This is a genomic window from Actinomycetes bacterium, assembly GCA_024222295.1.
Lineage (GTDB): Bacteria > Actinomycetota > Acidimicrobiia > Acidimicrobiales > Microtrichaceae > JAAEPF01.
The window spans coordinates 63,179-77,174 of record JAAEPF010000025.1 but is presented as its reverse complement, the minus strand read 5'-3'; the positions used below and the strand labels follow the sequence as shown (position 1 = coordinate 77,174).

Sequence of the window (13,996 nt, the reverse complement as noted above, 5' to 3'; positions counted from 1 at the left end):
GGAGAATCTCTTGCGACCCGACGGCCGTGCCAATGACGAACTGCGTCCCCACAGCTTTGAGCGCGACTACACCGCGTACGCCGCGGGCTCGGTGCTCGTAACCTTCGGCGACACCAAGGTGTTGTGCACCGCAATGGTGGACGAGGACACGCCCCGCTGGATGCGCAACAGCGGCAAGGGCTGGGTCACCGCCGAGTACTCGATGCTCCCCGGGTCCTCACCCGAGCGGATCCGGCGCGAGACCAAGGGACCCAAGGGTCGCACCCAGGAGATCCAGCGGCTGATCGGCCGTGCGCTGCGGTCAGTGTGCGACATGCGGGCGCTCGGGGAGCGCCAGGTGTTGATCGACTGCGACGTGCTCCAGGCCGACGGTGGCACCCGCACGGCGTCCATCTGCGGTGCCTACCTGGCGCTTTCGGACGCACTGGTCAGGGCCCGCCAGGCGGGGCTGATCGACGTGGACCCGCTCACCGACCTGCTGGGAGCCGTGTCCGTCGGGGTCATCGACGGCGAGCCGCGCCTCGATCTGCCCTACTCGGAGGACTCGACCGCCGAGACCGACATGAACGTCGTCATGACCGGCGATGGCCGCTTCGTGGAGGTGCAGGGCACCGCCGAGGGCGAGCCGTTCAGCCGCGAAGAGCTGGATTCGCTGCTCGGGCTCGCCGAGAAGGGCATCCGCGAGATCCATGACCTGCAACGCCAGTACATGGACATCGCGGTCGAGCCCCGCGAGATCGTGCGCTGACCGGCACTGGGTGATGCGGCTGCCGTCGAAGCTGTTGCTCGCATCGGCCAACCCGGCCAAGGCCCGGGAACTGGCCGAGGTGCTTGCCGCGCGGCTCGGTGGCGACGTCGAACTGGTGCCCCGGCCGGCCGATGTGCCCGAGGTGGCGGAGGACCAGCCGGACTTCGAGGGCAACGCCCGGCTGAAGGCCGTGGCTCTCTGCGGGGCGACCGGCCAGGCCGCGCTGGCCGACGACTCTGGGCTCGAGGTCGACGCCCTGGATGGCCGTCCCGGCGTGCGGTCCGCACGATTCGCGGGGGAGTCGGCCGATGATGCGGCGAATGTGTCGAAGCTGTTGTCAGAGCTCGGCGAACTCGGGGCCGGCGACCCAGGGCGGCGGGCGCGCTTTCGGTGTGTGATCGTCGTGGTCGCCCCCGATGGCGGGGAACTGGTGGCCTCGGGCACCGTCGAGGGGACGATCGCTGCGCAGCAACGGGGGGAGTCGGGGTTCGGCTATGACCCTGTGTTCGTGCCCGATGACGGCGACGGGCGCACCTTCGCGGAAATGACTTCCGACGAGAAGCACTCGATCAGCCACCGTGGGCGAGCGCTCTCGGAGTTGGCAGGCCAGTTCACCATCCCCTGAGGTCGACCGGGAACACCTCGATCACGTCTTCGCCATCGGTGATGTGCAGCCTGTCGTGGTAGGCAACGGTCGGGTCGACATGGGCGGGTACAACCCGCAGCCGGGAGCCGACGGCGGCGAGGGTGCCATCGGCACCCGGCAGCACCGTGGTGTGCTCGTCGGAGCAGAAGAACACGTTGTAGCCCTGGATGGTCGGCTCGCCATGGTCCATGCCAAGCGACTTGAGGCCACAGTCCAGCACCATCCAGCCCCGCGGGCTGTGCGAGATCACCGTTGCCTCGAGCTCCAGGGCCAAGCCGAAGGGCAGGCCGAGCTGGTCATAGGCGGTGTCCATCAGCAGGTAGCTGCCCGCCTGCACCTCGTCGGTGTGAGGGTGCATGTCGAACGTTCCGGTGCCGCCGGCGGACGTGATGCCGCCACCCACGTCCTCGAGGGCGGAGCGCAGGAGGGTCATCGATTCCTCGACAGCAGCCTCGCGTTGCTTGCGGTCGGGGTTGCCGACCACGTGGCCCTCGTAGCCCATCACCCCGCGGACCGTGAGCCCGGCGTCTCGTGCGAGCTGGGCGATCGGGCCTGCTCCATCAGGTGGCACGCCGCAGCGGGGCAGACCCACGTCGACGTCGACCAGCACTTCGATGCCGGTGCCCGAAGCGGCCTCGATGGTCTCGGGCGAGTCGACTGCGATGGTCACGCGGCAGTCGTCGCGGTCGGCCAGGGCGGCCAGCCGGACTCCGTCGAGGGTCTCGTTGGCGAGCAGGAGGTCTTCGCCGAGGCCGGCGTCGACCATCCCCTCCACCTCTCGCATCGTCGCGGCGCAGAAGCCGCTGTGGCCGCCCCGTCGAGCCACATGGCGGGCCAGCGCAGTCGACTTGAAGGCCTTCACGTGCGGCCGCAGGCGGCCGCCGGGCCGGGCTGCCGCCATGGCGTCGATGTTGGCGTCGAGCGTTGCGCCGTCGACCACGAGCGCTGGCGTGGTCAGGTCATGCACGTTCATGTCACGAGAACACGACGGTTCTGTTGCCCCACACGAGGACCCGGTGCTCCAGGTGGGCCCGCAGCGCTCGGGCGAGCACCACGACCTCTAGGTCGCGGCCATGCCGAGTCAGTTCGGGCACGTCGTCGCGGTGGCTCACGCGGGTCACGTCCTGGTCGATGATCGGACCGGCGTCGAGTTCAGCGGTCGCATAGTGCGCGGTGGCCCCGATCACCTTCACGCCGCGCTCGTGGGCCTGGGCGTAGGGGCGGGCGCCGACGAAGGCGGGCAGGAACGAGTGGTGGATGTTGATGATGGACATCGGCCAGCGCTCGATGAAGTCCGCCGACAGGACCCGCATGTAGCGCGCCAGAACCACGAGCTCGACACCCTCGGCTTCGAGGAGGTCGACCATCGCGGATTCCTGGGCCGCCGGCTCGGCGCCCACCGGCACATGGCGGAACGGCACGCCGAACGCGTCGGCCAGCCCTCGGTGCGCGTCGTGGTTGGAGGCCACAACGGCCAGCTCGGCAGGCAGCTCACCCGCGCTGTGGCGCGACAGCAGGTCGGTGAGGCAGTGCGGCGCAGTGGACGTGAGCACAGCAGTGCGGGGACGTTCGTCGCTGAAGCGCAACGTTGTCGCCATGTCGAAGCGGTCGGCAACAGCTGCAAAGGCGGGGAGGATCCCCTCGCGGTCGAGTGCGAAGCCGTCGAGTTCGAACTCGACACGCTGGAAGAACACCGAGTCGGTCGCATCCGTGTGCTGCTCGGCGTGAACGATGTTGCCGCCGTTCCTCCACACGAAGTCGGCGACGGCGGCCACGACACCCGGCTGGTCCGGGCAGCTCAGCAGCAGGATGGCAGTCGGTGAACCCACCGGCGCATCGTAGCGACAGTGCAGTTTGTTGCCGTGCGGACGGGGGGCGTCGCACCCCCAAGCCCCTAAGGGCACCGGGACCTACACCCGGCGCGTCTGCCAATTCCGCCACGTCCGCGAGTGCACTCAACCTACCCGTGCTGGGAAAGCGTCCCGTGCGCGTTACTCTCGGCGCCATGTTCGACACCGATTCACCGAACCCGCAGGCCGCTCCCGCTGAGGTCGTCACCGCCATACAGCACGCCGTTTCGCAGACACCGACGGGCATGGAGCCCTCGGCGGACATCTACAACAGGCTGCTCAAGAATCGCATTGTGTTCCTTGGATCGGAAGTCGATGACCAGGTCTCCAACTTCATCACCGCCCAGCTCCTGTACCTGGAGGGCGAGGATGCCGAGAAGGACATCTACCTCTACATCAACTCGCCGGGTGGCTCGGTGACCGCGGGCATGGCGATCTACGACACCATGCAGTTCGTCACCCCCGACGTGGGCACGATCTGCATGGGCCTCTGTGCCTCGATGGGCCAGTTCCTGTTGTGCGCCGGCGCACCCGACAAGCGCTACGCCCTGCCGCATGCGCGGATCATGATGCACCAGCCATCAGCGGGCATGCAGGGCCAGGCGGCCGACATCGCGATCCAGGCCGAGCAGCTGAAGTACATCAAGGACCTGCTCGCCGAGCGCATCGCTGACCACACGGGACAGTCGAAGGACCAGATAAACCTCGACTCGGACCGCGACCGCTGGTTCACCGCCGAAGAGGCGAAGGACTACGGCATCATCGACCACGTGATCGTGCGCCGCGGCGAGATGCGCTAACCGCCGAAGACCTGCACCACGTAGTAGTTGCCGTTGGCAGAGGCCACGCCCACGCCTATGTGGGTGTAGCGGCCGCTGAGCATCGTGGAACGGTGTGCTCCGCTGTTCATCAGGAGGCCGTGTGCCTGATCGATCGTCGACGCCATGGCGAGGTTCTCGCCCAACGCCCGCCACCCACCGCCGGCACCGTCAGCAAGGTTGGAGTGAGCAAGCGAACCCTGCGCGGCCAGCGCCTCGGACCAGGCCTGCGCCTTCGCCTGGAGGGTCGGATGGTTGAGCACGGGGTGCACCCCCCTCGCCTCGCGCTCTTCGTTGACGCGCTGGATCGCGTACGCGTACTCCAGGCCGATGCAGCTCGTGAGCAACACGGCGAGGATCGGAAGTGCGAGGAGTGGCCGGAGCTTCTTGGTGGTCATGGGGGAAATCCTGAGAAAGATGACGTTCTTTACGAACCTATTACACATCGGGGGCGATGGGTGGAACCCTCGCCTCCGGCTGCCCAGCCTCCCAAACCAGTCGGACGTGTCGGCACGCAGTTGAGGAGTCCGCGCCAGGGGCTCAGTCGAGGCGGATTCCGCACTCGGTTTCGGCCCAGGCTGACACCGCGGCCACGTGGGCGGGCATCTCGGCCAGTCGCTGGTTGGCCGCCTCGCGGCGCAGCTCCAGCTCATCGGGATCGGCCTCGGAGCCGCTCAGGGCTATGTCGACGACCTCGGCGAACGTGTCGTTGATGGCAGCCATGTCGTCGGCGATCTCCTCTGGAGCGTCCGCAGCCACCGCCGCGAAGCGGTCGAGCTCCGTCGCTCCGGTCGATCCGTCGTCGGAGGCGACCGCCGCGACGAGTGAGTCGAGGTCGCCCACCGACTCGAGCTGCCCGCACCACGTCGGCGTGCCGTCGCCACAGGCGGCGAGTGGGGCAGTGAGCCCGAACGCGGCTACCAGCACGGCTGGGCGGAAGCGGAAGTGGATGCGCAGCCGCTTCGTGGCCAACTCAGCCCCGCGCCGCCAGCGCGGCGGCCCGGATGTCGGTGATCGCCCGCGCGAACCCGCCGGGATCCCGGAACACGGCGCTGCCGGCGACCATCACGTTGGCAAGGGCCTTGGCGGGTCCGGCCGCTGTGTCCACGCCGATGCCCCCGTCGACCTCGAGGTCGATGTCGCGCCCGGACGCGGCGATCATCTCGGCCACCTCGGCCACCTTGGGCTCCATGGACTCGATGTACTTCTGTCCGCCGAATCCCGGGTTGACCGTCATCACGAGGATCTGATCGACCAGGTCCATCACGTGCTCGATCGTGACTGCGGGTGTGGCCGGGTTGAGCACCACGCCCGGGCTCACTCCGAGGTCGCGGATGTGGCCGAGGGTGCGGTGCAGGTGGGTACAAGCTTCCTGGTGCACGAGGATGATGTCGCACCCGGCCTCGACGTAGCGGGGGATCAGCTCGTCGGCCTCGATCACCATCAGATGGGCCTCGAAGGGGATGTCCACCCGCTTGCGGCAGGAGTGGATCACATCGGGGCCGATCGTGAGGTTGGGAACGAACACGCCGTCCATCACGTCCCAGTGGATCCGGTCTGCGCCGGCGGCCTCGAGTTGCTCCACGGCCTCGCCGAGCGCGGAGAAGTCGGCGGGAAGGACCGAAGGTGCGATCTGCACGTCGGGAACGGACATCAGCTGTGGCCTCCATTGTCACCGGCGTCTGATTGCCAGTGGACCTCTGACGATAGTTTGGCCGGGTGAACGGCGGAACTTCACCAGCGACGCTCGGGCCGGTGCTGCTGGAGCGCGCGGTCGCGGGTGGCAGCGTGCTCGGCCATGACGCCGACGGCCGCGTCGTACTGGTGCGCGACGGCCTGCCGGGCGAGTCGGTCTCGGTGGCCGTGGAGTCAGACAAGCCGCGCCTGGTCCGGGGCGTGGTGGACGGAGTGCTCGATGCAGCTGACGAGCGCGTGGAGCCGCAGTGTCGGTTCGTGGCCGAGGGCTGCGGTGGCTGTGACCTCCAGCATGCGAGTGAGGCGTTGCAGGCATCGATGCGCGTCGAAGTGGTGCGCGATGCGCTTTCACACCTTGCCGGGGTCGACAACGTGCCGGTGCAGCAGGTGGAGCCCGCCGCCACGGCCGCCGGGCGCACCACGATGCGCCTGGCAGTGCTCGACGGCCGGCTCGCGTTGCGCCGACACCGATCCCATGAGCTCGTGGCGATTCCCGAGTGCCTCGTGGCCCACCCGGCGCTCGGGCCCGTGCTCGCAGAGGGCCGGTTCCCGGGTGCAAAGGAGGTCACGGTTCGTGCATCGGCCTCCACCGGCGATGTGGTCGCGGTCGTGGCGCCGGATTCCCGAACCGCCGAGGTGCCCGACGACGTGCGTGTGGTGGGCGCGGATGAGCTGGGCAGGAACCAGCGGGCCTGGATACACGAGGAAGTCGACGGTCACGAACTGCGCGTTTCGGCACAGTCGTTCTTCCAGTCCGGTCCGGTGGCTGCAGCCGCCCTGGGTCGTGCGGTCAAGCGGGCCTTGGGTGGATTCGCTCCCGCGACTGACCGCCTCGTCGACCTGTACGGCGGAATCGGGCTGTTCACGGTGTTGCTGGGAGCGCGCAACGCGGTGGTCGTCGAGCGGTCGGCGGCCGCGGTGGCGGACGCCAGGGTCAATACGGGGCACCTCGGTGCGAAAGTGGTCAAGGTGGCGGTCGGGGGTTGGCGGCCGTCTGCGGCCGATGCAGTCGTGGCCGACCCGTCGCGCAAGGGCCTCGGAGCCGAGGGTGTGCGGGCGGTCGTGGCAACGGGTGCGCCGCGCGTGGCGCTGGTGAGCTGTGATCCGGCGGCGCTCGGGCGCGACGTCGCCCTGCTGGCCGAACAGGGGTGGGATGCCACGGGCATCGAGGTCGTGGACATGTTCCCGCATACCCACCATGTGGAAGCGGTCACGACGCTCGTCAGGAAGGGCTGACGTCGGATGGGCAGGGCGAGGGCGGTGCTTGGGGTGCTGCTGGTGGTCACGGCCCTGGGATTCGGCAGCTGGTGGTTCTTCGCGCGCGACACGACCGTGCCGGGGCTGGGTGCCTGTGATCCCGAGCCGCCCGGGGCGTTGGTGCCCGCAGTGGTTGCCGAGCTGCCACACGACGCCGATGCGTTCACCCAGGGACTGGTGGTGACCGAGGGGGAGTTGTGGGAAAGCACCGGCCTGCGCGGCGAGTCCGACCTGCGCCAGGTCGACCCTGCGACAGGCGAGGTGCTGGAACAACAGGCGCTGCCCCCCGAACAGTTCGGCGAGGGGTTGGCAGTGCGTGGCGATGCCGGCCTAGTGCAGCTCACGTGGACGTCCGGCCGGGCGTTGGTATGGGACCGCGACCCGCTCGCGCAGGTGGCATCGTTCGACTACGAGGGCGAAGGCTGGGGGCTGACCGCGATCGGCGGTGAGCGGTTCGCCATGAGCGACGGCACAGACGTGCTGGCGGTGCGCAACACGGACGACTTCGAGGTCATCGAGCGCTTCACCGTGGCGCGTGCCGGAGGCGAGGTCGGAGCTCTCAACGAACTCGACTGGGACGGTGAACACCTCTGGGCCAACCGCTACCAGACCAACGAGATCCTTCGCATCGACATGGACTGCGGCGTGGTCGATGCCGTGGTCGACGCATCCACGCTGGTCGAGCGGGCCGCCGAGCTGGCGGCCGACGTCGGACTCGAGCGTGACTTCGCGGAGCGCGACGTGCTCAACGGCATCGCCTCGACGGGCGACGGGTTCTACGTGACCGGCAAACGGTGGCCGGTCATGTTCGAGGTCACGTTCGAACCTGGCTGAATCTGGCTAGCGTGATCCGATGGCAAGACCCGCAGCAGATGCCCTGTACGACACCGGTTCTATCGCCTGGCGGATGAACAGCCAGTCCTTCGTGCTGCTCGGTGGCCCGCGTGCCGCGATCCTGCAGGTGTGCGACCCCGGGGTCGCGGCGGGTGTCGCCGAGTTCAGCAGCTACCGCTCAGACCCCCTCAGGCGTCTGGAGCGCACCCTGCAGGCGATGCTCGCAATCTCCTTCGGCAGTGCCGAGCGTCGCGAAGCCACCCTGGCCGGGCTCGAACGGGTGCACTCGTCGGTGAGCGGCGACCTCGCCGACGGCTCCAGCTATTCGGCCCTCGATCCCGAGCGCCAGTTCTGGGTGCTCGCCACCCTCACCGACACCGTCATCGAGGTCGACCGCCGCTACCTCGGCTGGATGGGGCCGGCTGAGCGCAATGCCTACTACTCCGAGACCCTCCGCCTCGCCGACGCCTTCGGGATCCCTGGCTCGGTCGTGCCCGGGACTTACCCCGAGTTCCGCGACTACTTCGAGCAGATGGTCGCCACACTGGAGCCCACGCAGGAGTCCATCGACATCACGCGTTCGCTGATGTCACCGCGGATCCGGTTCGTGCCCGGTGTTGCCTGGGTGCCGTTCAACGTGGTCACCACGGACCTGCTGCCGCGCAGGCTGCAGCATTGTCTCGGGCTGCGCGACCTCACGACCGCGGAGTTGGCCGCAGTGAGGGCATTGCAGGTCTCCATGCGCAACTCGGTCGCGCATGTCGCCGGCGCCTGGGCCGACAACCCGCTGCTCAGCCGCGCCGCCTGAGGCTCAGGCGTCCGCCTGCTTGCGGTGTCTCCGGTTCGCGTAGGTGCGGCCGTGCGGCATCACCTCGATGCGCCATGCGGCACCACCGATTCCGATCAGCAAGAAGAACAGGCCGGCGAACACCGGGAACCCGAGTGCGTCGAAGGTGGCGAAGCCGAAGAAGGCGCCGACCACGCTCGCCGCGATGGTGGCGCCGAGGTGCTGTGTCTCCTCGTCCAGGGCGTGCCAGTAGACCTGGCGCGACACCGACGTTCCGACCACAACGAGGAACACGAGACCGCCGAGGGCCACGAGGCCGCCGGTGACGAGGGTCATGAGCAGCTGGTTGTCGAGGAAGAAGTACTGCACCGGGTCGAAGGTGCCGAGGCCGCGGCCGAACAGTGGTCGTTCTCCCCAGAGCACCCAGATCTTTTCGTAGTCATCGGTTCGCCCGGAGGTGCTCGGGTCCTCGTTGATGCTCGTGAACAGCGAGACGATAGTTCCCAGCAGGCCGCTCACGAGGCCTCGGACCACCAGGAGGAAGACTATCGAGCCGGCCAGGAACCAGAGCCTGCGAGCCCACTTCCATGCGGGCCACATCATGAGCAGCGCAACTGCGAGGATCACCACCGCCGTACGCGAGACCGATAGCGGGAGCGCCAGGCCCAGCAGCCCCACCCGTGCCCACCGGCGGAACCGCAGCCGCTTCTCGCAGTAGAAGGCCGTGTGCAGCGCGAGCGGCAACAGCATCGCGACTACTCCTCCGAACTCGATCGGGTGCAGTGTGGTGCTTGCGACCCGGTTGACAACGGAGCGCGCAGAGACCGCGAGGAGGTCCCGATTCAGCTCGAGTCCCGGCACCCTCCAGCGAAGCACGGGGTCGAAGTCGGTGAAGAACTGCAGACAGGCCACGATGGCCATCAGCCCTGCAACGTTGAGGATCCGGTTGATGATGACGTCGAGGCGATCCCGGTTGACGATGCCGTCCGAAGCGAGGAGCGCCACGCCCGTGAGGCCAGCTGCGGAGAGCAGCGATCGAGCAGCGCCGTTGGACTCCACGCTCGTGAGCGGTCGCGCAAACGCCACCACGAACGACGCGGCGGTGGTCAGCATGAACACCATCAGCGCCACCCGTAGCGGCTGGAGCGAGTCGATCCGGGGGATCGTGGAGCTCGCGGGGCTCGGTGCGGTCTGCTGCAGTATCCACCAATACCCACATCCCAGGGCGAGGGCGTTCGCTGGTGTGCCGGCTGCTCCGACCGACGGAACCACGTAGCTAGCCGGCAGCAGCATCAGGAACAACAGGTAGATCGACAGGACGGTCGTCGCGTCCAGGTCGACCAGCCGGAACACCAGGTACAGGATCCCGAGTATCGACAGAACCAAGGCCACCAAGGGCTGCCAGAAGGCCGTGAAGAGCAGGGCCAGCACGTAGAGCGCAGCGATGACCCCCCAAACCGGTCGCCTCGGTTTCGGCGGCGACGGATCCATGATCGGCGTGACCGCCATGTGTCGTTTGCCTACTGGCTGCCCGACACGGGCTTGACCGGGAACGGCTCGCGCGGTGCGTTGCGGCCGGCGGTGCTCCGGCCGAGACGTTCGGCCTTCAGAGCTTCTCGGCTTGACTGGCCATGGCGGGACTGGCCGCCACTCTCTGGGTCGTTGTCGTCGTCCGCGCTCGCCTCGTCATGGGAACGGTCGGTTGAGTCCTTCTCGGTGGCTCCGTTGCGTTGCCTGTCCCCGGCGGCGGCTGTGGCGGGGTCGTCCGCGTTGGAGCCGGCCTGGTCTTCCCGGTCACCGCCCCTAGGTCGCTTGCGGGTCTGCACGAGCGACTCCACAAGAACTGCGCCGCCGATCGCCGCCGCGAGGGTTATCGCGAACACGCCCACCAGCACCCGGTTGCGGCTGCCCATTTCCTGCGTGGCATCGGAGGTGGTGAGCACCCGCATGAAGATCTGCTCCTCGGGCGGCACCTCCTCGTCGGCCTGGATATTCGAGAGGGTCTCCGATAGCGCGGCTTGCACGCTCTGAGCCAGTGCCAGCGCGTCTTCGGGGGTGGATGACTCCGCCTCCGTGATTATCACCGGTGCTTCTTGGCTCGTGCCGAACGTGTAGTCCCTGCTCGCATCGCCGCCGACCAGTTCTTTGCGGTATTCGTCGCCGTTGACGGTCCTTGTGACCGCCGACAGGGTCGTGAACAGGGAACTGCTGAACTGCATGTAGGGATTCGTCGGGCCGGTGGCGGGCCGCTCGGGATCTTGCGCGGTCTGGCCCGAGATCAGGATCGATTCGGAGCTGACCTTGTAGGTTGGCTCCACCGACGATGCCAATACCAGCGCTGCGACCGAGCCCACGACCAGGATCGCAAGGACCACGTACCACCGCCGGAGTGCTATGCGGAGTACATCGACTAGATCCACGTGGATTCCCCGTTTCCTGTCTAGAGGCAGCAGCTGGTCAGTCCAGCGTATACACACGCTGGTGAGAACACTGTCACCGAGCGTGACAGTCTCACCGCTCGCCTTTCACCCGGGTATGTCGAGTGGCGGCGTGTCCACCCGACGCATGACGCTCTGGTGGGCAGCGGACTCCAGCAGTCCAAGGTCGAGCTCGCTCGGCGTGGCACAGGTGGCGAGCCCGCGTCCGGCGAGCTCGGCGGCGATCTGCACCTGGTGGTCGTCGACGTGCTCGCCCGCTGCCGCGCTGCGGGGGACAAGCACGGGGTGCACGCCCTTGATGACAGAGGCGAGTGCTGAGCCCACACCCGCGTGGGCGACCACCAGGTCCGCCCCGGCGATCGCAGTCTCGAGCTCGGAGGCCGGCATCGATGCGATCCCTTCCACTCCGAATCGCGTGGTGTCCGTGGCCCCGGTCTGCCAGACCACCTCCGCATCGGCCGGGAGCACATCGACGAGGCGCTCTACGAGTCTGTCGAAGGCGTACCCCTCTTGACTGCCGAGTGTCACCACCACATTGCGGATGGCGGCGAGCTGGCGCTGTGGCCCCGCCTCGAAAGCGTCGAACACCGAGCCCGCGTAGCTCCACGCGCCACCGGCCCACGACCTGTATTGGCAGAATGTCTCCACCCCTGGGGTCGCCGCCAGTATCCGCCCTGACAGCGACGGGCCCTCGACCCGGGCGGCGCTTTCGATGTAGATGGCCCTGGTGCCGTGCCGCCGCGCCGTGGGCAGGGTCGACACGGCCACCGAGGCGCCGGTGCTGACGGCAGTGGTGAACTGCAGTCGCCTGCACATCGCTGCGGCCAGGCGGCGGTTGCGCAGCGCAGCGCGCCAGTCCCTGGGTGGGGCCGGGTGTGCCCAGACGACACGCTCGCCCTCGAGCATCGAACGGCTCTGTGGCGTGTCGAAGGTGAACCAGGTCACCTCGCCCAACTCAAACGGCAAACGGTGCTGGAGGTTGAACAGTTGCGCCAGGTGGCCACCACCGGATGCGGCGAAGAGGGTTCGCACCGATGGGACGCTACCGGGGGCCTAATCGGGCTCCAACCCACCGTCGGACGTCGTCCGCTCGGCCGGTAGCCTGAGGTCTTGGCTGAAGATGAACCTCCCAAGCCCGCGCGCAGCCCGCGATGGAACCGTCGCGTCATCGCGTTTGCCGTCGTGGTGGTCGCTTTGGGCTGGCTCGGGATCGCTGCCCTGCAAGGGGTTCGGGGCGTCAACAGTGCCAACGACGGCCTCGACGCCATGGACGAACTGCGCGGCGTCGCCACGGGCAGCCTCGATGAGCTGGTGGACTCGGTCGGCGGCGAAACGGACGACGTGTCCGAGGAGGACGCTTCGGCCCAGCTTGCGACGGCCGCAGGGCACTTCGCCGATGCATCGGACGCGCTCGACTCATGGGCCATCCAGCCCTTGCGGTGGGTACCGGTGCTGGGCCGTCAGGTCCGCTCGGCATCCGCGCTGGCCGACTCGGCCGAGACCGTGGCCGGCGAGGCCTCCGTTGCGGTCGGCGAGCTGTCCGACGTGCTGGCGGGCTCATCCGCCGCCCCGGCCACCCGCCTGGCGGCCGTGCAGCGCAGTTCCGAGGCGCTCGCCAGCTTTGCCGAGAGCGTCAAGAATCTGGACCTCGGCCCCGAGGAGAGCCTGGTCCCGCCGTTGGCGGATGCCCGCAACAGGTTCGCCGAGGAGTACGTGCGGGTGACCGACACGCTGTTCTCGATGTCGAGCGTGCTCCTGGGAGTCGAGCAGCTCCTGGCCGGCCCCAGCCGCTACCTGGTGCTGGGCGCCAATAACGCCGAGATGCGCTCGGGCGGTGGAATGATCCTGCAGGTCGGGCCTCTCGACATCGACGCCGGGGAGTTCGACATCGGCGAGTTCCGGCCGACCCAGGAGCTCGTGCTGGACTCGCCGGTATCGGTGGACCCCGACATCGAAGCGCTCTGGGGCGCGCTCTCGCCGGGGCGGGACTGGCGCAATACCAACCTGAGCCCGCGCTTCGACCAGACTGGGGCCACGACGGCCGCAATGTGGGAGGCGCTTGGCGAGGAGCCGGTCGACGGCGTGATCCTGCTGGACGTGCCTGCCATCGAGGCCCTCCTCGAGGTCACCGGTCCTGTCACGCTCGACTCGGGTGAGGTCGTGAGCGCCGACACCGTGGCCCAGGACCTGCTGATCGACCAGTACACGGCGTTCGACGACCGCGACGTGCGCCGCGAACGGCTCGGCCGTGTCGCAGCCGAGGTGTTCAACGCGCTCAACAGCGGCGAGATCTCAGCTTCAGAATTGCTCTCGGTGCTGCGCGAGATGGGCGCCGGACGCCACATGATGATGTGGTCTTCCGACCCGCTCCAGCAGGAGGCTTGGGAGGAGCTCGGCACCGCAGGAGTTCCGCCCAGCGACTCGCTGCTGCTGTCGGTGCTCAACCGGGGCGGCAACAAGCTCGATCCCTACCTCGATGTGGAAGCGCAAGTGAGCGTCGACGACAGCGTCGAGCCCGCCCGCTTCACCGTGCAGGTCCACCTCGCCAACAACGCGCCGCAGGGTCTTCCCTTCTACGTCGCCGGGCCGCACCCAGGCTCAGAGCTGAGCACTGCCGAGTATCGGGGGATCGTCTCGCTGACCATGCCATCGGGTGCCGGCAATGTCACGATCGGGGGAGCGGTCCCGGTGGCCCTCGGAGACGACGGGCCAACCCGGGTCGCGGCGGGGGAGGCGCGCGTGCTGCGGGGCGAGTCGGCCACTGTGACAGTGTCGTTCGACCTGCCTGCCGGCTGGGAGGGCATGAGCGTGCAGCCATCAGCGCGGGTGCCCGCCAGTGAGTGGATTACGCCATGGGGCCGGTTCAGCGACGAATTGGCGGTCGAACTGGACTTCGGCCGGGAATAGGGGCCACCCTCAGGGG

Annotated in this window: 15 protein-coding genes and 1 tRNA gene; 7 read left to right on the top strand and 9 right to left on the bottom strand. The window is 68.2% G+C overall.

Features of this window, described 5'->3' with window-relative positions:
- Positions 1-10: 10 nt before the first annotated feature.
- Together rph and rdgB are read left to right on the top strand one after the other, a co-directional pair.
- On the top strand, positions 11-748 hold the full coding sequence (rph, locus tag GY812_10020) for a ribonuclease PH (GenBank protein MCP4435811.1): 738 nt from the start codon (positions 11-13) through the stop codon (positions 746-748).
- A gap of 13 nt (positions 749-761) precedes the next feature.
- Complete coding sequence (gene rdgB / locus GY812_10015) at positions 762-1,373, top strand: RdgB/HAM1 family non-canonical purine NTP pyrophosphatase (GenBank protein ID MCP4435810.1); 612 nt, start codon at positions 762-764, stop codon at positions 1,371-1,373.
- On the opposite strand, the gene GY812_10010 is transcribed toward rdgB, so the two are convergent.
- The 3 genes from GY812_10010 to GY812_10000 all read right to left on the bottom strand — a co-directional run bounded on the left by GY812_10010 (position 1,360) and on the right by GY812_10000 (position 3,341).
- Positions 1,360-2,367, bottom strand: coding sequence for a metal-activated pyridoxal enzyme (locus GY812_10010; GenBank protein ID MCP4435809.1), 1,008 nt, complete (start codon positions 2,365-2,367; stop codon positions 1,360-1,362). The two genes, rdgB and GY812_10010, sit on opposite strands and share 14 nt — an antisense overlap.
- Before the next feature lies 1 nt (position 2,368).
- A complete protein-coding gene (gene purU, locus GY812_10005; protein ID MCP4435808.1) occupies positions 2,369-3,223 on the bottom strand; it encodes a formyltetrahydrofolate deformylase in 855 nt (284 codons plus the stop codon).
- 34 nt (positions 3,224-3,257) lie between these two features.
- A tRNA-Leu gene (locus tag GY812_10000) sits at positions 3,258-3,341 on the bottom strand.
- Between the two features lie 58 nt (positions 3,342-3,399).
- On the opposite strand from GY812_10000, the gene GY812_09995 reads away from it, so the two are divergent.
- Entirely contained in the window at positions 3,400-4,044 is a 645-nt protein-coding gene (locus GY812_09995) for an ATP-dependent Clp protease proteolytic subunit (GenBank protein ID MCP4435807.1), read from the top strand.
- On the opposite strand, the gene GY812_09990 is transcribed toward GY812_09995, so the two are convergent.
- The 3 genes from GY812_09990 to rpe form a co-directional block, all read right to left on the bottom strand.
- Positions 4,041-4,460, bottom strand: coding sequence for a CAP domain-containing protein (locus tag GY812_09990; protein MCP4435806.1), 420 nt, complete (start codon positions 4,458-4,460; stop codon positions 4,041-4,043). The genes GY812_09995 and GY812_09990 overlap by 4 nt on opposite strands.
- Positions 4,461-4,602: 142 nt before the next feature.
- The gene (locus GY812_09985) at positions 4,603-5,034 is read right to left on the bottom strand and encodes a hypothetical protein (GenBank protein MCP4435805.1); all 432 of its coding nucleotides are present in this window, start codon (positions 5,032-5,034) and stop codon (positions 4,603-4,605) included.
- A gap of 1 nt (position 5,035) precedes the next feature.
- A complete protein-coding gene (gene rpe / locus GY812_09980) occupies positions 5,036-5,716 on the bottom strand; it encodes a ribulose-phosphate 3-epimerase (protein MCP4435804.1) in 681 nt (226 codons plus the stop codon).
- A gap of 65 nt (positions 5,717-5,781) precedes the next feature.
- On the opposite strand from rpe, the gene GY812_09975 reads away from it, so the two are divergent.
- From GY812_09975 to GY812_09965, 3 genes are read left to right on the top strand one after another with little or no spacing between them, the layout of a single operon-like run.
- Positions 5,782-6,993, top strand: a complete 1,212-nt coding sequence (locus GY812_09975; GenBank protein MCP4435803.1) for a class I SAM-dependent RNA methyltransferase — start codon at positions 5,782-5,784, stop codon at positions 6,991-6,993.
- 6 nt (positions 6,994-6,999) lie between these two features.
- Entirely contained in the window at positions 7,000-7,848 is an 849-nt protein-coding gene (locus GY812_09970; GenBank protein ID MCP4435802.1) for a glutaminyl-peptide cyclotransferase, read from the top strand.
- A gap of 19 nt (positions 7,849-7,867) precedes the next feature.
- Complete coding sequence (locus tag GY812_09965) at positions 7,868-8,656, top strand: DUF2236 domain-containing protein (GenBank protein ID MCP4435801.1); 789 nt, start codon at positions 7,868-7,870, stop codon at positions 8,654-8,656.
- Between the two features lie 3 nt (positions 8,657-8,659).
- On the opposite strand, the gene GY812_09960 is transcribed toward GY812_09965, so the two are convergent.
- The 3 genes from GY812_09960 to GY812_09950 all read right to left on the bottom strand — a co-directional run bounded on the left by GY812_09960 (position 8,660) and on the right by GY812_09950 (position 12,105).
- Positions 8,660-10,144 carry an O-antigen ligase family protein gene (locus GY812_09960; protein MCP4435800.1) on the bottom strand — a complete coding sequence of 495 codons (1,485 nt, stop codon included), beginning with the start codon at positions 10,142-10,144 and terminating at the stop codon, positions 8,660-8,662.
- Positions 10,145-10,155: 11 nt separating this feature from the next.
- Complete coding sequence (locus GY812_09955) at positions 10,156-11,055, bottom strand: hypothetical protein (GenBank protein MCP4435799.1); 900 nt, start codon at positions 11,053-11,055, stop codon at positions 10,156-10,158.
- Positions 11,056-11,160: 105 nt separating this feature from the next.
- Positions 11,161-12,105 carry a glycosyl transferase family 28 gene (locus GY812_09950; protein ID MCP4435798.1) on the bottom strand — a complete coding sequence of 315 codons (945 nt, stop codon included), beginning with the start codon at positions 12,103-12,105 and terminating at the stop codon, positions 11,161-11,163.
- Between the two features lie 78 nt (positions 12,106-12,183).
- Between GY812_09950 and GY812_09945 the strand changes: the two genes are divergently transcribed.
- Positions 12,184-13,980 carry a DUF4012 domain-containing protein gene (locus tag GY812_09945; protein ID MCP4435797.1) on the top strand — a complete coding sequence of 599 codons (1,797 nt, stop codon included), beginning with the start codon at positions 12,184-12,186 and terminating at the stop codon, positions 13,978-13,980.
- Positions 13,981-13,996 lie beyond the last annotated feature (16 nt).